The organism is Alloyangia pacifica, assembly GCF_020524285.1.
In the GTDB taxonomy this organism is placed as follows: domain Bacteria; phylum Pseudomonadota; class Alphaproteobacteria; order Rhodobacterales; family Rhodobacteraceae; genus Salipiger; species Salipiger pacificus_B.
Genome location: NZ_JAIVKX010000002.1, coordinates 51,709 through 68,235 on the forward strand (window position 1 = coordinate 51,709; position 16,527 = coordinate 68,235).

The 16,527-nt window shown below is 68.0% G+C and carries 17 protein-coding genes; 9 read left to right on the forward strand and 8 right to left on the reverse strand.

What is annotated here, in order from left to right:
• The first annotated feature begins 191 nt into the window (after positions 1–191).
• The 3 genes from obgE (at position 192) to LC039_RS01125 (ending at position 3,803) form a co-directional block, all read left to right on the forward strand.
• Complete coding sequence (obgE, locus tag LC039_RS01115) at positions 192–1,223, forward strand: GTPase ObgE (protein ID WP_226621221.1); 1,032 nt, start codon at positions 192–194, stop codon at positions 1,221–1,223.
• A complete protein-coding gene (gene proB, locus LC039_RS01120) occupies positions 1,211–2,317 on the forward strand; it encodes a glutamate 5-kinase (protein WP_226621222.1) in 1,107 nt (368 codons plus the stop codon). The genes obgE and proB overlap by 13 nt, the downstream gene beginning before the upstream one ends.
• A 220-nt stretch (positions 2,318–2,537) precedes the next feature.
• On the forward strand, positions 2,538–3,803 hold the full coding sequence (locus tag LC039_RS01125; RefSeq protein ID WP_226621223.1) for a glutamate-5-semialdehyde dehydrogenase: 1,266 nt from the start codon (positions 2,538–2,540) through the stop codon (positions 3,801–3,803).
• A gap of 3 nt (positions 3,804–3,806) precedes the next feature.
• On the opposite strand, the gene LC039_RS01130 is transcribed toward LC039_RS01125, so the two are convergent.
• On the reverse strand, positions 3,807–4,412 hold the full coding sequence (locus tag LC039_RS01130; protein ID WP_226621224.1) for a histidine phosphotransferase family protein: 606 nt from the start codon (positions 4,410–4,412) through the stop codon (positions 3,807–3,809).
• A gap of 26 nt (positions 4,413–4,438) precedes the next feature.
• Between LC039_RS01130 and LC039_RS01135 the strand changes: the two genes are divergently transcribed.
• The 3 genes from LC039_RS01135 (at position 4,439) to LC039_RS01145 (ending at position 6,374) form a co-directional block, all read left to right on the forward strand.
• Positions 4,439–4,621 carry a DUF3553 domain-containing protein gene (locus tag LC039_RS01135; protein WP_226621225.1) on the forward strand — a complete coding sequence of 61 codons (183 nt, stop codon included), beginning with the start codon at positions 4,439–4,441 and terminating at the stop codon, positions 4,619–4,621.
• Between the two features lie 131 nt (positions 4,622–4,752).
• Positions 4,753–5,511 (forward strand): GNAT family N-acetyltransferase, encoded by a 759-nt coding sequence (locus LC039_RS01140; RefSeq protein ID WP_226621226.1) that lies wholly within the window; start codon positions 4,753–4,755, stop codon positions 5,509–5,511.
• Positions 5,508–6,374, forward strand: coding sequence for a lysophospholipid acyltransferase family protein (locus tag LC039_RS01145; protein WP_226621227.1), 867 nt, complete (start codon positions 5,508–5,510; stop codon positions 6,372–6,374). The genes LC039_RS01140 and LC039_RS01145 overlap by 4 nt, the downstream gene beginning before the upstream one ends.
• A gap of 26 nt (positions 6,375–6,400) precedes the next feature.
• Here LC039_RS01145 and LC039_RS01150 read toward each other — a convergent pair whose 3' ends face one another.
• From LC039_RS01150 to LC039_RS01160, 3 genes are all read right to left on the reverse strand, one after another.
• Positions 6,401–7,021, reverse strand: coding sequence for a thiamine phosphate synthase (locus LC039_RS01150; RefSeq protein ID WP_226621228.1), 621 nt, complete (start codon positions 7,019–7,021; stop codon positions 6,401–6,403).
• 68 nt (positions 7,022–7,089) lie between these two features.
• Positions 7,090–7,419, reverse strand: coding sequence for a TfoX/Sxy family protein (locus LC039_RS01155; RefSeq protein WP_226621229.1), 330 nt, complete (start codon positions 7,417–7,419; stop codon positions 7,090–7,092).
• A gap of 87 nt (positions 7,420–7,506) precedes the next feature.
• Positions 7,507–8,022: a GNAT family N-acetyltransferase gene (locus LC039_RS01160; protein WP_226621230.1), complete on the reverse strand. Its 516-nt coding sequence runs from the start codon at positions 8,020–8,022 to the stop codon at positions 7,507–7,509.
• Positions 8,023–8,177: 155 nt separating this feature from the next.
• Between LC039_RS01160 and LC039_RS01165 the strand changes: the two genes are divergently transcribed.
• The 3 genes from LC039_RS01165 to LC039_RS01175 all read left to right on the forward strand — a co-directional run bounded on the left by LC039_RS01165 (position 8,178) and on the right by LC039_RS01175 (position 11,620).
• Positions 8,178–8,921: an RNA methyltransferase gene (locus LC039_RS01165; RefSeq protein WP_226621231.1), complete on the forward strand. Its 744-nt coding sequence runs from the start codon at positions 8,178–8,180 to the stop codon at positions 8,919–8,921.
• An 82-nt stretch (positions 8,922–9,003) separates the two neighbouring features.
• A complete protein-coding gene (gene ctaA, locus LC039_RS01170) occupies positions 9,004–10,146 on the forward strand; it encodes a heme A synthase (protein WP_226621232.1) in 1,143 nt (380 codons plus the stop codon).
• Position 10,147: 1 nt separating this feature from the next.
• Positions 10,148–11,620: a carboxypeptidase M32 gene (locus LC039_RS01175; RefSeq protein WP_226621233.1), complete on the forward strand. Its 1,473-nt coding sequence runs from the start codon at positions 10,148–10,150 to the stop codon at positions 11,618–11,620.
• A gap of 75 nt (positions 11,621–11,695) precedes the next feature.
• On the opposite strand, the gene LC039_RS01180 is transcribed toward LC039_RS01175, so the two are convergent.
• From LC039_RS01180 to LC039_RS01195, 4 genes are all read right to left on the reverse strand, one after another.
• Positions 11,696–12,031: a hypothetical protein gene (locus LC039_RS01180; protein WP_226621234.1), complete on the reverse strand. Its 336-nt coding sequence runs from the start codon at positions 12,029–12,031 to the stop codon at positions 11,696–11,698.
• A 171-nt stretch (positions 12,032–12,202) separates the two neighbouring features.
• Entirely contained in the window at positions 12,203–13,063 is an 861-nt protein-coding gene (locus LC039_RS01185) for a LysR family transcriptional regulator (protein ID WP_226621235.1), read from the reverse strand.
• 287 nt (positions 13,064–13,350) lie between these two features.
• Positions 13,351–15,510: a phosphoribosylformylglycinamidine synthase subunit PurL gene (gene purL, locus LC039_RS01190; protein ID WP_226621236.1), complete on the reverse strand. Its 2,160-nt coding sequence runs from the start codon at positions 15,508–15,510 to the stop codon at positions 13,351–13,353.
• A gap of 64 nt (positions 15,511–15,574) precedes the next feature.
• Positions 15,575–16,435 carry a class I SAM-dependent methyltransferase gene (locus LC039_RS01195; protein ID WP_226621237.1) on the reverse strand — a complete coding sequence of 287 codons (861 nt, stop codon included), beginning with the start codon at positions 16,433–16,435 and terminating at the stop codon, positions 15,575–15,577.
• Positions 16,436–16,527 lie beyond the last annotated feature (92 nt).

Consider the following 16,527-nt stretch of genomic DNA (forward strand, 5'->3'; position numbering starts at 1 on the left):
GCATTTCGGAGGAGGGGCTGCAGGTCCTTCGTCTGGATCGAAATATCCCGGGGGAGCCGCGCGGAGCGCGGCGGGGGCAGCGCCCCAAGGACGCCCGGCCCGCAACTTGAGCCGCGCGTCGAGTCGCGCTAAACCGCGCCGCAACCGCATTGAACTCGCGCCGCGACGTCATCCAGCCGGAAAGCCCGACCATGAAATTCCTCGATCTTTGCAAGGTCTACATCCGATCCGGCCAGGGCGGCAAAGGCTGCACCTCCTTCCGCCGCGAGAAGTTCATCGAATACGGTGGGCCCGACGGCGGCGATGGCGGCCGGGGCGGCGATGTCTGGGCCGAGGCGGTCGACGGGCTCAACACGCTCATCGACTTCCGCTACCAGCAGCATTTCTTCGCCGGCAACGGCGTGCCGGGCATGGGCCGCCAGCGCACCGGCGCCGACGGCGACGACATCGTGCTGCGGGTGCCGGTGGGCACCGAGATCCTCGACGAGGATGAGGAAACGGTGATCGCCGACCTCACCGAGCTCGGCCAGCGCGTGCTGCTCGCCAAGGGCGGCAACGGCGGCTGGGGCAACCTGCACTTCAAGACCTCGACCAACCAGGCGCCGCGCCGTGCCAACCCCGGCCAGCCGGGCATCGAGCGCACCATCTGGCTGCGGCTGAAACTCATTGCAGATGTGGGCCTGCTGGGCCTGCCGAATGCCGGCAAGTCGACCTTCCTCGCCGCGACCTCCAATGCCCGCCCGAAGATCGCCGACTACCCGTTCACCACGCTGCACCCGAACCTCGGCGTCGTCGGCGTGGACGGCAAGGAATTCGTCGTCGCCGACATCCCCGGCCTGATCGAGGGCGCGCATGAAGGCCGCGGCCTTGGCGATCTCTTCCTCGGCCACGTCGAGCGCTGCGCCGTGCTGCTGCACCTCGTCGACGGCACCTCGGGCACGCTGCTCGAGGACTGGGAGACGATCATCACCGAGATCGAGGCCTACGGCGAGGGTCTCGCCGACAAGCCCCGGGTCACCGTGCTCAACAAGATCGACGCGCTGGACGACGAGGAGCGCGCCTTCCTGAAGGAAGAGCTCGAGGCGAAGACCGGCGGCAAGGTGATGCTCATGTCCGGCGCGGCCGGCGAGGGCGTGACCGAGGTGCTGCGCGAACTGCGCGGCTATATCGACGAGAACCGCCTGCGCGAGGCGCCCGAGGAAGACACCCCATGGCAACCCTGAGCGAGGCTCGCCGCCTCGTTGTAAAGATCGGCTCGGCCCTGCTGGTCGACAAGCAGACCGGTGCGCTGCGCCAGGACTGGCTGACCTCCATGGCCGCCGACGTGGCCCGGGTGAAGGCGCGCGGCGCCGATGTGGTGCTGGTCTCTTCGGGCTCGATCGCCCTGGGGCGCGGCATCCTCAAGCTGCCGCCCGTCGCCCTGCCGCTCGAGCAGAGCCAGGCCGCCGCCGCGGTCGGGCAGATCCGCCTCGCCCGCGCCTGGGAAGAGGCGCTCGTCCCGCACGGCATCACCACCGCGCAGGTACTGGTGACGCTCGAGGATTCCGCCTCGCGCCGCCGCTATCTCAACTCCCGCGCCACGATGGAGACGCTGCTCGGCTTCGGCGCGGTGCCCATCGTCAACGAGAACGACACCGTCGCCACCGACGAGATCCGCTACGGCGACAACGACCGGCTGGCGGCGCAGGTCGCCGTCACCGTCGGCGCCGACCAGTTGATCCTGCTGTCGGACGTCGACGGGTTCTACACCGCCAACCCGGCGCAGGATCCGAAGGCGCGGCGCTACGACGTCATCCACCAGATCACCCCCGAGATCGAAGCCATGGCCGGCGACGCCGGCTCGGGCCTGTCGAAGGGCGGGATGAAGACCAAGCTCATGGCCGCCAAGACCGCCACCGGCGCGGGCTGTGCCATGGCGATCACCGAGGGCTCGGTGCTGAACCCGCTCACCGCGCTGGAAGAGGGGGCGAACGCCACCTGGTTTACCCCGCAGATGGACCCGCACGCGGCACGCAAGGGCTGGATCCTTGCGATGAAACCCTGCGGCGTGCTCACCGTCGATGCCGGCGCCGCCGCCGCGCTGGCGCAGGGGCGCTCGCTGCTGCCGGTCGGCGTGACGCGGGCCGAGGGCGCATTCGGCCGCGGGGATCCGGTGATGATCCGCGACGCCGAGGGGCGCGCTCTGGGGCAGGGGCTGACCCGCTACACCGCCGAAGAGGCGCAGGCGATCATCGGCCACCACAGCTCGGAGATCGAGCAGGTGCTGGGCTATCCCGGTCGTGCCGTGCTGATCCACCGCGACGACATGGCGCTCTGAACGGGCCTGCCCGGCGCCGCGCTGGCGGCGGGCGAAGAAGGTGTATTTGGAAAGAGAAGACGGGCGCAGACCAGCCCGCCGCTCCTTCTCTTTGAAAATACGCATGGCCTGCCACCGGCCATCCCTGCGATCCGCCGGGGCGGCGCGCAATCGGCTCTGTATCCCTCAATGCCGCGGCGCTATAAGGGGGCTCCAAACCCCAAACCTAGGGTAAAGAGCGATGAAAGACCTGACAGACATCCACGCGACCATGATCGACCTCGGCAAACGTGCCAAGGCCGCCGCCGCGGAGCTCGCCTTTACCCCGCCAGAGCGCAAGACCGAGGCGCTGGAGGCCGCGGCGGACGCCGTCTGGGCCCGCCGCGCCGAGATCCTCGCCGCCAATGAAAAGGACATGCAGTTCGGCCGCGACAAGGGGTTGTCGGACGCGATGATGGACCGCCTGCTGCTGACCGAGGAACGTCTTCAGGGCGTGGTCGACGGGCTGCGGGCGATTGCCGCGCAGCGCGATCCCGTGGGCGAGGTGATCACCGAGTGGGACCGTCCCAGCGGGCTGCAGATCAAGCGCGTGCGCACGCCGCTCGGCGTCATCGGGGTGATCTACGAATCCCGCCCGAACGTCACCGCCGATGCCGGGGCGCTCTGCCTCAAGTCGGGCAATGCGGTGATCCTGCGCGGCGGGTCGGAGAGCTTCCACAGCTCCTCGGCGATCCACGCCTGCCTCGTCGACGGGTTGCGCAAGGCCGGACTGCCGGAAGATGCGATCCAGCTGGTGCCGACGCGCGAGCGCGCCGCGGTGCAGGAGCTGCTGACCATGACCGACTATGTGGACGTGATCGTGCCGCGCGGCGGCAAGGGGCTCGTCGGCCTCGTGCAGCGCGAGGCGCGGGTGCCGGTCTTTGCCCATCTCGAGGGCATCGTGCACATCTACATCGACCGCGCCGCCGACCCGGTGACCGCGCTCAAGGTCGTGCTCAACGCTAAGACCCGGCGCACCGGCATCTGCGGCGCCGCCGAATGCCTGCTGATCCACCGCGAGGCGATGGACACCGTCGGGCAGGGCGTGGTCCGCGCGCTGCTCGACGCAGGGGTCGAGGTCCGCGGTGACGCGGGCCTGCAGCAGATCGAGGGCGTGATGCCGGCCACCGAGGACGACTGGGGCCGCGAGTATCTCGACAAGATCATCGCCGCCAAGGTCGTCGCCGACGAGGATGACGCCATCGCCCACATCCGCCGCTATGGCTCGCAGCACACCGACTGCATCCTGTCGCAGGACGAGGCGGCGGTCGACAAGTTCATCCAGCGCGTCGACAGCGCCATCGTCATGGTCAATTCCTCGACCCAGTTCGCCGACGGCGGCGAGTTCGGAATGGGCGCGGAGATCGGCATCGCCACCGGCAAGATGCATGCCCGCGGCCCGGTGGGCGCCGAACAGCTGACCAGCTTCAAATACGTGGTGCGCTCCGACGGCGCGGTGCGCGGCTGAGCCTCAACTGATCTCGATCGTGACCGCGGCCTCGCCCGCGGTCACGGCAATGCTGCGGCCGCGATCTTCGGAGAGTGCCGCCAGAACCGGGAAATGAACCTGCGCGCCCGACAGCGACGGCAGTTTCCCAGGGTGCGCGAGCAGGGGCCAGAGCGCCGGGTCATGGGCGATGCGCGGGCCGGTCCCGGTGATCCGCCAGCCCGCGCCCAGCTCTTCGATCTCGACCTTGCCGCCCATCGGCAGCGCACTCTCGCAGCAGAGCACCGCCAGCAGCGCGAGTTGCACCTCGGAACGGGGTGCGCTGCTCTCGCGCCGCCAGTCGCAGCTCAGCCGGCCCCCCTGACAATAGTCGCGCAGCAGCCGGCCGGCCTCGGGCGGGCCGATCATCTGCTCGCCCTCGGCGTGGCCGAAGGCAACGCGAAAGAGGCTGATCCGGGCCCGCGCCGCGCGGCAGCTTTCGTTAAGCAGGGCCATCTCCGGCGAGTCCTGCGCCGTGCCCGAGAGCGCCAGAAGCTCGAGCCCATTGGCGATTGCGCCCACCGGGCTCACCATGTCATGGCAGAGTCGCGAGGCTACCAGTGTCGCGAGTTTGGCGTTAGGCTGTTGCATCAAGGCCTCGTGGAAGGGGAATGGATATGAACGATCTCAACGCGTTGCTCGAGCCGGGAATGCTGGTGCAGCATCCCGACAAACCGGAGTGGGGGATCGGGCAGGTGCAATCCAACATCGGGGGCCGCGTCACTGTCAACTTTCGGGAGCAGGGCAAGGTCGTGCTCGATGGCGAGCGGGTGACCCTCCTGCCGGTCTTCGACGCCTAGGGTTACGCCGTAGTCGTTTACGAATGGTTAACCAAGCCTTGCCAAGCCGCCCTCGCGAGGCGGTCCGGGCAAAAGCTGTTTTCCTTTGCGCCGCGCCGCATTAGAACCGCGGCATAACGCAGAGGGGAGCGATGGCGCTGGACGACAGGAACTTGACGGTGCGGCTGGCGCGCACGCAGGACGAGATCGTGGCGGCACAGCGGCTGCGTTACGAGGTCTTCGTCGCGGAGCTGGGCGGTGGTGGCGCGCTGGTGGACCACGAGAACCGGCTCGAGCGGGACCGCTTCGATCCCTTCTTTGATCACCTGCTGCTGACGGACTCCCGCCAGGATGGCGCCGTGGTCGGCGTCTACCGGCTGCTGCGCGACGACCAGGCGGCGGCGGCGGGGCAGTTCTACTCCGAAGATGAATATGACCTTGCGCCGCTGCGCACCAGCGGGCGCCGCTTGCTGGAGCTCGGGCGGTCCTGCCTGCACCCCGACTACCGCGGTGGGCCGGGAGTGATGCTGATGTGGCAGGCGCTGGCCGATTACGTGGCCACGCACGGGATCGAGATCCTCTTCGGCACCGCGTCGTTCCATGGCACCGACGTGCAGGCGCTGGCGCATCCGCTGTCGCTGCTGCACGCGCGTCATCTCGCGCCCGAGCAGCTGCGCGTGCGCAGCCGGGTGTTCCAGCCGATGGACCTGCTGCCCGAGGCCGAGATCGACCGCCGCCGTGCCATGGTCGAGACCCCGGCGTTGATCAAGGGCTACTTGCGGCTCGGCGGCATGGTCGGCGAGGGGGCCTTTGTCGATCATGCCTTCAACACCACCGACGTCTGCCTCGTCATGGACACGCAGCGGCTGAACGAGCAGGCCGCGGCGCGGGTGCGGCGGGGGCGCGGGTGAGCGATCCCTCGGGTCCGACAGGTCCGGCCGGTCCGGCGGGCCCGACCTGGCGCGGGGCCGAGCCGCCGCAGATCCCCCTCGACTGGGCCGACTGTCTGCGGGCCGGCCTGCGCGGGCTGCTGATCGCGCTGCTTCTGGTCTGCGGGATCGTGGTCAAGCTGGCGGTGCTGCTGGTCGAGCGGCTGTTTCGGGGCGGTCGGCGTGTCTGGTCGCCGCTGGTGACGCAGGCGGTCTGCCGTCTTGTCTTCACCATCCTCGGCATGCGCCACGCGGCACGGGGGCCGCGGATGGCCGGGCGGGGCGCCTATGTCGCCAACCATTCCTCGTGGCTCGACATCTTCGCGCTCAACGCGCGGCGCAACGTGCTCTTCGTGTCGAAGGCCGAGGTGGCGGGCTGGCCGGGCATCGGCCTGCTGGCGAAACTCACCGGCACGGTTTTCATCAACCGCGATCGGCGCGAAGCGAAGGCGCAGCCCAAGGTGATCGAGGCGCGGCTGCTGGCCGGCGACAGGCTGCTGTTCTTCCCGGAAGGCACCTCGACCGATGGTCTGCGAGTTCTTCCTTTCAAAACAACGCTCTTCGAGGCGTTCCTGTCAGGTGGACTGAAGCAGGAGCTGCAGGTCCAGCCGGTCACCGTCGTCTATCACGCGCCGGCAGGCAGCGATCCGGCCTTCTATGGCTGGTGGGGTGATATGGCGCTCGGGCCGCATTTGCTGCGGGTGCTGGGCGCGCGCCGACAGGGGCATGTGGAGGTAATCTACCACGAGCCGCTGCGGGTCGCCGAATTCGCCAACCGCAAGGCGCTGGCGCGGGCGGCGGAAGCGCGGCTCAGGTCCGCGCATCCATCCGCAAGTGATGTCTGAGAAATAGTTCGTAACGCGCTGAAAGCTCAGAGCATTGCGGAGATCAGGGATTTCAGGGACGCGGCGGGATCCTCGGTGTTCCAGATTTCCTCGCCGATGCTGAGGAAGTCGGTCACCGGGGCGAGTTTCGCCACCAGCTCGGGGGTCAGCCCACCTTCGGCCACCACCGGCACCTCGATCATCTGCGACCACCATTCGAACATCTCGAAATCGGCCAGCGTGCCGTCGCCGAGCGCCTCGCCGCTGAGCGGACCGAAGGCGACGTAATCCGCCCCCGCCTCGCCGGCGACCATGCCGTCATGGCGCGAGCTGCCGCAGAAGGCGCCGACGATGGCGTCGGGACCGAGGTCTTTGCGCGCGGCGCGCACCGAGCGCGAGCCGTCGGTCAGATGCACCCCGTCGAGCCCGAGGCGCTGCGCCAGCACCACGTGGGTGTCGATCACCAGCGCGATGTCGTAGCGATGCGCCACCTCGCGCACCACGTCGGCAGCGCGCAGCAGCCGGTCCTCGTCGCGCGTAGCGAGCGACAGGCGCATGCAGGCGATCTCGGCGGCATCGAGCACCGAGGAGAGCTTGTCCGGGAAGCTCGACAGATCGAACTCCGGCGGGGTAACGAGATAGAGCTGAGGCTGGTCTGCTTCGGCCATGGCGCGGCTCCTGACTTGCGAATTGCGCTCCTATATCGTGCCTTTAGAGCGCACGAAAGGGGGCAGCGTCATTTCGGTGGCAGGCCGCGGACGAAGGCCAGGGCCAGCGCGGTGAGCCGGGCGCGGGTGGCGTCATCGGCCATGGCCTCGGGCGCGGCTTCCACATAGCCGCCCATGCGCCGCCCGCCCATGATCGCGGGGCCGACGGCCTCGAGCGCGGTGGCGTCGTCCTGCATCGCCTTGCCGACTCGGTAGAGCCCGCCCTCGGCCCGCACGCCGCAGATCATGTTGCCGTCGAGCAGGAAGCACAGCGCGCCGAACATGCGTTTCTCGCTCAGCCCGGGCAGCGAGCCGATGTCGTCGCGGACCATCTCGGCGAGGCCTTCGTCGTAGCTCATGCGCAGCGCTCCTTGCTAGGGACGCGCGCAGCATATCCTTCGGAGGCCGCCGGCGGGGATATTTCTGCCTAGAAGACGGCGCGGCGCTCAGTGCCGGGGGAAGGCGTAGCGGAAGACCTCGTTGGGGTAGGCGTTCTCGCCGATGCGGAAGTGAGTCTGGCCGATCTGCTCGAACCCCTGCGCGCGGTAGAAGGCGATGGCGGGCGTGTTCTCGGAATTGGTGGCGAGCCAGACCGAGGGGGCGTCCAGCGCCAGCGCCGCGCCGAGACCGGCCTGCAGAAGATCGCGCCCGATGCCGTGGCCCTTGTGGCGGGGCTGGACGTAGAGCGTGGCGATCTCGGTGTCCGAGCAGCCGGGAAGCGGGCCTGGCGCGCCCTGGGTGAGACGCAGGAAGCCGTCGAGCCCGTCCTCGTTCTGCGAGACGATGAAGCGCTCGGAGGGCAGCGCGAGCCAGCGTTCGAAATTCGCCTTGGTGAAGGTCTCCAGCGCGTAGTCCGCGAATTCGGCACTCACGCCGCGGCGGATGTAGGTGCCGAGCCAGACCTCGATCGACAGGGCGGCGAGGGCGGAGGAATCTTCGGGTCGGGCGTCTCTGAGGGTCATCGCGGCTCCGCTGTCGGCTTTGCACCCTCATGGCAGCGGCGGGCGCGGGCGGCAAGCCTCGCGGTGGGGCGCGACAAATCGGGGCGGGGCGCTGTCGCTTTCTTGCTCTTCGGGCCGTGCGGGACTATGCGGAAGCCGGATTTACGGAGTTTGTCATGCCGAGCGAGACGAGGCAGCCAGCGTTCGTGCTGGTGCGGCCGCAGATGGGCGAGAATATCGGGGCCGCATCGCGGGCCATGTGGAATTTCGGGCTGGACCGGATGCGTCTGGTGAGCCCGCGCGACGGCTGGCCGAACCCGTCGGCGGTGGCCATGGCCTCGGGCGCCGGGCGGCTGCTGGACGAGGCGCAGCTGGTCGAGACCACCGCGCAGGCGGTCGAGGATTGCGACCTCGTGTTTGCCACCACGGCGCGGATGCGCGGGCTCACCAAGCCGGTCTACTCGCCCGAGCAGGCGATGAAGGAAGCCAGTCAGCGCATCGCGCAGGGCGGCAAGGTCGCGGTGATGTTCGGCCCCGAGCGCGCCGGGCTGGAGAACTCCGACGTTGCCGTGGCCAATGCGCTGATCAACGTGCCGGTGAACCCCGAGTTTCCCTCGCTCAACCTTGCGCAATGCGTGCTGCTTTGCGCCTACGAATGGCAGCGGGCCTCGACGCAGATCGAGGCGCAGCGGGTCGAGATGGCGGGCGCCGAATGGGCCAGCGGTATCGAGGTCGAAAAGCTGGCCGAGCATTACGAGGAGCGGCTGAGCGAGGCCGGGTTCTTCTTCCCGGACCACAAGGCCGAGAGCATGAAGCTGACGCTGCGCAACCTCTGGAGCCGCATGCCGCTGACCCGCGAAGACGTGAAGACCCTGCACGGGGTGATGCGCCAGATGGTGCGCTGGAAGGAGCGCGGCTGAGCCGCGCTGTGCTGGACTGATGGCGGCTTGATGGGGCGCGGGCGCGCGCCTATCGTCGCCGCGACGGATGTAGGAGAAGATCATGGCCGGAAACCGCAAGCTCTTTGAGGAGGTTGGGGCGGAGACCCCGAAGGCCGCCCCCACGGGCGGCATGATCGACAAGGGACGCGGTGGGGCCCGCGGCGCGATCCGGGTCTGGCTGATGCTGCTCTTCGTGCTGGTGCTGGCGATGATCTGCGTCGGCGGGCTGACCCGGCTCACCGACAGCGGCCTGTCGATCACCGAGTGGAAGCCGCTGCACGGCGCAATCCCGCCGCTGAGCGAGGCCGAATGGCAGGAGGAATTCACCCTCTACCAGCAGATCCCGCAGTACGAGCTGCTCAACAAGGGCATGACCCTGTCGGAGTTCAAGGGCATCTACTGGTGGGAATGGGGCCACCGGCAGTTGGGCCGGGTGATCGGTCTCGTCTGGGCCCTCGGCTTCCTCGTCTTCCTCGTGGCGCGGCAGATCCCGAGCGGCTGGACTGGGCGGCTGCTGCTTCTGGGCGCGCTTGGCGGGCTGCAGGGGGCCGTGGGCTGGTGGATGGTGTCCTCGGGCCTCGTCGGCGACATGGTGGCCGTGGCCTCCTACCGGCTGGCGACGCACCTTGGCCTTGCCTTCATCATCCTCGGCTTCATCGCCTGGGACATCTTCCTGCTGGGCCGGCAGGAGCGCGACCTGATGCAGGCGCGGCGCCTGCGCGAGCCGAAGCTCTTCTCGATGTCCACCGGCCTGCTGCACCTTGCCTTCGTGCAGATCCTGCTGGGCGCGCTGGTGGCGGGCATCGACGCGGGCCGGTCGTTCACGGACTGGCCGCTGATGGCGGGCGGCTTCTTCCCGCCGCAGCCCTTCGACCTGGTGCCGCTCTGGCGCAACTTCTTCGAGGACCCGGGGCTCGTGCAGTTCATGCACCGGATGGTGGGCTACCTGCTCTTCGTCTTCGGTGTGGTGGTCTGGCTGCGCGGCCGCAAGTCCGCGAACGCCGACACCCGCTTCCGCTTCAACGCGGTCATGGCGATGCTCTGCGTGCAGGTGGTGCTGGGCATCACAACGGTGCTCTACGTCGCACCCTGGCATATCGCCATCACCCACCAGCTCGGGGCCGTGGTGCTCTGGGTGCTGATCCTGCGCGCCCGTTTCGGCGCGCAGTTCCCGAAAACCCAGTCGATCCGCGAGGCCCGCTGAGATGAGTGCATATGATGATCTGATGGCGTTCCAGCGCGAGACCGGCGCGCTGGCGCAGGTGGCGGGCCGGCTTGGCTGGGACCAGGAAACCACCATGCCGCATGGTGCGGCGGACCAGCGTTCCGAGGAGATGGCGGCGCTGGAAGGCGTGCTGCACGCGCGGCGCACCGATCCGCGCGTCGGCGAGTGGCTGGCGGCGATCGACGCCGCCACGCTTGACGAGGTCGGGCAGGCGCAGCTTCGGCACATCCAGCGCAGCTTCACCCGCGCGGGCCGCGTGCCGGGCAAGCTGGCGGCGGATCTGGCGCGGCTGACCAGCCGGGCACACCGGGTCTGGGCCGAGGCCCGCGCCGACGACAATTTCGCCGCCTTCGCGCCGGTGCTGAAGGACGTGGTTGCGCTGAAGCGCGAGGAGGGCGCCGCGCTTGCGGGTGGCGGCGACGTCTACGACGCGCTGCTCGACGACTACGAGCCCGGCGCCACGGCGCAGCAGCTTTCCGAGATGTTCGGCGCGCTGCGCCCGCGCCTCGTGGACCTGCGGCAGGCGATCCTCGAGCGGCCCGCGCCGAAGCCGCTTTCGGGCACCTTCGACGATGCGAAGCAGATGGAGCTGGCGCGCAAGCTGGCCGAGGTCTTCGGCTACGACATGGCGCGCGGTCGGGTCGACAAGGCCGTGCATCCGTTCAGCTCGGGCAGCGGCGACGACGTGCGGATCACCACGCGGACCAACCCGCTCGACCCGTTCAACTGCGTCTACTCGATCATCCACGAGACCGGCCACGCCGCCTACGAGCAGGCCATCGCCCCCGGCTACCGCTTCACCCCGCTGGGCGAAGGCGTGTCGATGGGCTTGCACGAGAGCCAGAGCCGCATCTACGAGAACCAGCTCGGGCGCTCCCGCGCCTTCACCGGTTGGCTGCATGGCCAGATGCAGGCGGAGTTCGGCGACCTGGGGCTGAGCGCCGAGGAGTTCTACGCCAGCGTCAACTCGGTGCAGAACAATTACATCCGTACCGAGTCCGACGAGGTGCAGTACAACCTGCATGTGCTGCTGCGCTTCGATCTCGAGCGGGCGCTGATCTCGGGCGAACTGGCGGTCGACGATCTCGAGGCGGCCTGGAACGAGCGCTTCGCCGCGGACTTCGGCTTTGCGGTCGACAAGGCGTCGGACGGGGTGCTGCAGGACGTGCACTGGTCGGCGGGTCTCTTCGGCTACTTCCCGACCTACAGCCTCGGCAATGTCTACGCCGGCTGCCTGCACAAGGCGCTGCGGCAGGCGGTGCCGGACCTCGACGCGCAGATGGCCGAGGGCGACCTGTCTGCGGCGACCGGCTGGCTGCGCGAGCGCGTGCAGCGGCATGGCGGGCTCTACGCCCCGCGCGACGTGATCGAGCGGGCTTGCGGCTTCGCGTCGTCCGAGGCGCCGCTTCTGGAGTATCTCGAGGCGAAATTCGGCGCGCTCTACGGGCTCTGAGACCCGGCGGGTGCGGAAAGAAAAAAGCGGCCCCGCGGGGCCGCTTTTCTTGTCTTCGTGAGTGGTGGTCCGGAGTTAGACAGGTTCCGGGGTCTGTACAGCGATCACGCTGAAACGTCCTCCGCCGAAAATGACGAGCGGAAGGGCGAGGGATGCGACAAGCAGGCAGCTCTGGGCCGCCTGCAGGTCAAAGAGGTTGAAGCCGGGCACGAGGGCCTCATGCGCGAGGTAGATCGCAGCGCCGGCCAAGGCGACCGTGCGCGTGCCGATCCCGAGGATCAGCCAGATGCTGATCGAGGCCAGCACGACGCAGATGATAGAGGTTCCGAACTCGGGCAGGCGCACGGCGAAGGCGCCGGTGAGCGTGGGGTCGCTGGTGAATATCTCCAGCGCGACGGTGTGTCCGAGCAAGATGGCAAATGACAGCCGCAAAGCGCATTGAATGGTGGGTATTAGGCTGAACATAATCCTGCTCGTTACTCCGGAATCGAATGGCCCGGTTGAATACATGTCGCCAATGTTACACTTGGTCATCACAAAACCAAGAGGGAAATGTTCAACGCTAACTTTGCGTAAACATTGTTAGATGTATTCCGAGCGGCCGGCAGGTTCGCTGTCAAGGTCCTCGAAACACTTGATAATCCAGTCCACAGCGCGACGCATTCCGGAATCCGTGCGGCGACTCTCGTGATAGAAGAGCCAACACTCCAGGGTGATGGCGGCCGCTTCTGGCTGAATCGGCACGAACTCGGGTGACTGACGTGCCAAAATATCCGGCAAGGGGCCGGACATCCGGGTGGTCTGCATGAGCCGGTGCAGGGCGATGAAGTTGTCGACCTTGATCTTCGGCTCCTTGCCGAACAGCTCGTAGGCCTGGCGCAGAACGCGTGAGCGACCCGGCGTGGTGTTCAGACCGATCCAGTCGCCCTGCGGGTCGGTGTCGCGGAAACGGTAGGGGCGGAAGCTCATGTCGCCGGCCTTGCGCGCGACGATGCGGCCCTGATCGGGGCGTCCGAACTGGACCACCAGATCGTTCTCGCCGAGCCCCTCGCGTTCGCGCCGCTCGGTGACCGTCAACTGCACGCCGGGCAGCATCTCGGCCTGCGGCCCGAGGCCCGGAAAGAGGACCAGAGAGGTGATGATCGGCGAGGCGCCCAAGCTGAGCGACACCGTTTCGACGTCGAGCCCGACGCCCTGGTTGTTCAGCGTCGACTTGAGCTGGCCATCGAAGTTCTGGGCGACGTTGATCAGCTCACGCACCGCCTCGGAGGGGCGCCAGCCGTCGGCGGTCTTGACGAAGGCCGGGACGCCGAGCGTTTCGGAGAGGCGTTCGATCCTGCGGGAGACGGTCGCGGTGTTGGTGCCGAGGAGCTTGGCCGCGGCGGTCATGGTGCCGGTCTTGGAAAGTGCGACGAGAAACCGAAGGTCGTCCCAATTGTTCATGATATTTGTTGTACTCGGAATGCTGGGTCTTCGGGTGGCTTGGCTGGGCGCTTCTTAAAGTTGTGTGAGTGGTGGCGCGCGCCCTTATCGGTAGTTTGAAATAATTTAGGACATTGATGCTGACAGACAAGGCCGCGGCGCGGTCGCGCGGAGGCGGATTTGTGTCAGCATGACGCTGGGGAAGGAAAAACGCCGCGTCCCGGCAGGGAGGCGGCGTTTTCTCGGCGGAAACACGCTTGTCGAAGGCCCGAGACGAGCCGGGCTCCGCCGAAGCGGGCCCGGACGACTCAGCCGAAATATTCGGCGAAGCTGCCGCGGTAGGCGGCTGCGAGCTCGGAGAGCGGCGCTTCGCTGCCCCCGAGGCGGACCGTGTCGCCGGTGAACTTGCCGACGGTGGTCAGCGTGACACCCGCGGCGGAGGCCGCGATCATCAGCGCTTCGGCCGCGTCGAAGTTGCAGGCGATCAGGTAGCGGCCCTGGTCTTCGCCGAAGAGGGTCGGCGTGTCCGCCGCGTCGATGTGCACGCCGACGCCCGAGGCCTCGGCCATCTCGAAGGCGGCCATGGCAAGCCCACCGTCCGACAGGTCGGTGCAGCTGCGGATCCAGTCGCGGTTGGCGAGGATGAACTCACCGTTGCGGCGCTCCGCCTCGAGGTCGACCGACGGGGCGTCGCCTTCCTCGCGGTTGAACACCTCTGCAAGCAGGGCGGACTGGCCGAGGTGGCCGGCGGTGTCCCCGACCAGCAGCGCCACATGGCCTTCGCGGGCGTAGCCGAGGATCGGCTCTTCGCCGGCGGCGATCAGGCCGACGGCCCCGATGGTCGGCGTCGGCAGGATCGGCTCGCCGTCGGTCTCGTTGTAGAGCGAGACGTTGCCCGAAACGATCGGCGTGTCGAGCGCGAGGCAGGCCGCGCCGATGCCGTCGATGGCGCCGACGAACTGCCCCATGATCTCGGGCTTCTCGGGGTTGCCGAAGTTCATGTTGTCGGTGGTCGCCAGCGGGCGGGCGCCGACGGAGACGAGGTTGCGGTAGGCTTCCGCCACCGCCTGCTTGCCGCCCTCGACCGGGTTGGCGCGCACGTAGCGCGGCGTCACGTCCGAGGTGAAGGCCAACTTCTTGTCGGTGCCATGCACGCGGATCACGCCGGCGCCGAAGCCGGGGATGCGCACGGTGTCAGCCATCACCTGGCTGTCGTACTGCTCGTAGACCCATTCGCGCGAGCAGTAGTTCGGCGAGGAGATCAGCGCCTTCAGCCCGTCGATCGGATCGATGCCCGGCACCTCGGCCAGCGGCTCGGCGGCGGGGGTGGGGACCCAGGGACGGTCATACTCGGGCGCGGTGCCCGAGAGCGCCTTGAGCGGCAGGTCGGCCTTCACGTCACCGTTCAGCACGATGAGGAAGCGGTCCTCGGCGATGGTCTCGCCGACGATGGCGAAGTCGAGGTCCCACTTGTCGAAGACGGCCTTGGCCTCGGCTTCCTTGGCGGGGTCGAGCACCATGAGCATGCGCTCCTGGCTCTCCGAGAGCATCATCTCGTAGGCGGTCATGTTCTCTTCGCGGACCGGCACCTTCTCGAGGTCGAGGCGCACGCCGAGGTTGCCCTTGTCGCCCATCTCCACGGCCGAGCAGGTCAGGCCCGCGGCGCCCATGTCCTGGATCGAGATCACCGCGCCGGTCTGCATCAGCTCGAGCGTGGCCTCCATGAGGCGCTTCTCGGTGAACGGGTCGCCGACCTGAACGGTGGGGCGCTTTTCCTCGATGGTCTCGTCGAATTCCGCCGAGGCCATGGTCGCGCCGCCGACGCCGTCGCGGCCGGTCTTGGCGCCGAGGTAGACCACCGGGCGGCCAACGCCGGAGGCGGCGGAGTAGAAGATGCTGTCGGTGTCCGCCAGGCCCGCCGCGAAGGCGTTGACCAGGCAGTTGCCATTATAGGCCGGGTGGAAGCGCACTTCGCCGCCGACGGTCGGCACGCCGAAGCAGTTGCCGTAGCCGCCGACACCCTCGACCACGCCGTGCACAAGCTGGCGGGTCTTCTGGTGGTCCTTCTCACCGAAGGACAGCGCGTTCATCGCCGCGACGGGCCGCGCGCCCATGGTGAAGACGTCGCGCAGGATGCCGCCCACGCCTGTCGCCGCGCCCTGGTAGGGCTCGATGTACGACGGGTGGTTGTGGCTTTCCATCTTGAAGATGACCGCCTGGCCATCGCCGATGTCGACGACGCCAGCGTTCTCGCCCGGGCCGCAGATGACCTGCGGGCCCTTGGTCGGCAGCTTGCGCAGGTGGATCTTCGAGCTCTTGTAGGAGCAGTGCTCGTTCCACATGGCCGAGAAGATCCCCAGCTCGGTGAACGTCGGCTCGCGGCCGATGATCTGCAGGATCCGCTCGTATTCGTCGGGACTGATCCCGTGGGCGGCGATGAGCTCTTCGGTGATGGACGGTTCCTGCATCCTGACTCCCCTTAGCGTGGTTGGTGCGCTCTTTAAGGCAAGGGCGGCAAAGGGGGAAGAGGGGTCAGGGCCTCTGAGCCGTCACAAGGTTCATTCTTGCGGGCACTTTGGCCCCTTCGACAGTTTCATAGGGCGCAAAGGCCGCGTGAATGTCATTTTGAATGGCCTGTGCCTGCGCCTCGGTGGCGCCCTTGTCGCGCATGTGGCGCACCGCGGGGCCGATGCGGGTGGCAAGGTCTGCGGCCTTCATGCCCTGTGGCAGGCGCAGCTCGGTCTCGACCGTCTCTATGGCAATGTCGGAAAACCCCGCGCGGGACAGGATGCCGCGCACCCGCTCGGGGTCGCGGAAGGCCATGGGCCCGGGGGCGTCGGGATCGCCGGGGGCGGGCGGGCCGAGATGATGCACCGCCGCTTTCATCGGCAGGTCGAACCACGGGTTCTCCTCGATCGCGCGCCAGCAGATGAAGGCGAGCCGCCCGCCGGGCTTCAGGAAGTGCAGGATATTGGCGAAGGCCGCGTCGGGGTCGTCGAAGAACATCACCCCCATGCGCGACAGGCACAGGTCCACCGGCGACTCCGGTCGCCAGAGTTGCGCGTCGGTGTGGATGAACTCGGGGCGGATGCCGTCCAGCGCTTCGGCGCGGGTGCGGGCCACCTCGAGCAGCGATGTGGAAACGTCGATGCCGGTCACATGGCCTTCGGGCGCCACCGCCTCTGCCAGGGCAAGGGTCGTCGCGCCGGCGCCGCAGCCGAGATCGATGACCCGCTCGCCGGGCTGCGCCGCGGCGCGGGCAAGCACCTGTTCGGAGATATGCGAATGCAACGTGTCGAGTTCTTCGCGCAGGGCGACCCAGTTTAGGCCGGGGCCCTCGGTCCAGAATGTCTGCTGCGCCGCGTTGCCCGGGGAAATCTCGTCCGCTGCCATCTTGCCCTCCTTCACCTTGGGGAAGGGTAGCGCACAGGGCGGACGCACCAAAGCAAGCTCTTGCGAGTCGGCAAAAAAAAGGCCGAGCACAA

Bases quoted from the DNA above. Each gene is read 5' to 3' on its own strand.
- proB (WP_226621222.1), top strand. From the start codon at position 1,211: ATGGCAACCCTGAGCGAGGCTCGCCGCCTCGTTGTAAAGATCGGCTCG.
- LC039_RS01155 (WP_226621229.1), bottom strand. From the start codon at position 7,419: ATGAGCTACGACGAAGGCCTCGCCGAGATGGTCCGCGACGACATCGGC.
- LC039_RS01150 (WP_226621228.1), bottom strand. From the start codon at position 7,021: ATGGCCGAAGCAGACCAGCCTCAGCTCTATCTCGTTACCCCGCCGGAG.
- purL (WP_226621236.1), bottom strand. From the start codon at position 15,510: ATGCAGGAACCGTCCATCACCGAAGAGCTCATCGCCGCCCACGGGATC.
- LC039_RS01140 (WP_226621226.1), top strand. From the start codon at position 4,753: ATGGCGCTGGACGACAGGAACTTGACGGTGCGGCTGGCGCGCACGCAG.
- LC039_RS01125 (WP_226621223.1), top strand. From the start codon at position 2,538: ATGAAAGACCTGACAGACATCCACGCGACCATGATCGACCTCGGCAAA.
- obgE (WP_226621221.1), top strand. From the start codon at position 192: ATGAAATTCCTCGATCTTTGCAAGGTCTACATCCGATCCGGCCAGGGC.
- LC039_RS01135 (WP_226621225.1), top strand. From the start codon at position 4,439: ATGAACGATCTCAACGCGTTGCTCGAGCCGGGAATGCTGGTGCAGCAT.
- LC039_RS01165 (WP_226621231.1), top strand. From the start codon at position 8,178: ATGCCGAGCGAGACGAGGCAGCCAGCGTTCGTGCTGGTGCGGCCGCAG.
- LC039_RS01160 (WP_226621230.1), bottom strand. From the start codon at position 8,022: ATGACCCTCAGAGACGCCCGACCCGAAGATTCCTCCGCCCTCGCCGCC.
- LC039_RS01185 (WP_226621235.1), bottom strand. From the start codon at position 13,063: ATGAACAATTGGGACGACCTTCGGTTTCTCGTCGCACTTTCCAAGACC.
- LC039_RS01130 (WP_226621224.1), bottom strand. From the start codon at position 4,412: ATGCAACAGCCTAACGCCAAACTCGCGACACTGGTAGCCTCGCGACTC.
- LC039_RS01195 (WP_226621237.1), bottom strand. From the start codon at position 16,435: ATGGCAGCGGACGAGATTTCCCCGGGCAACGCGGCGCAGCAGACATTC.
- LC039_RS01175 (WP_226621233.1), top strand. From the start codon at position 10,148: ATGAGTGCATATGATGATCTGATGGCGTTCCAGCGCGAGACCGGCGCG.
- ctaA (WP_226621232.1), top strand. From the start codon at position 9,004: ATGGCCGGAAACCGCAAGCTCTTTGAGGAGGTTGGGGCGGAGACCCCG.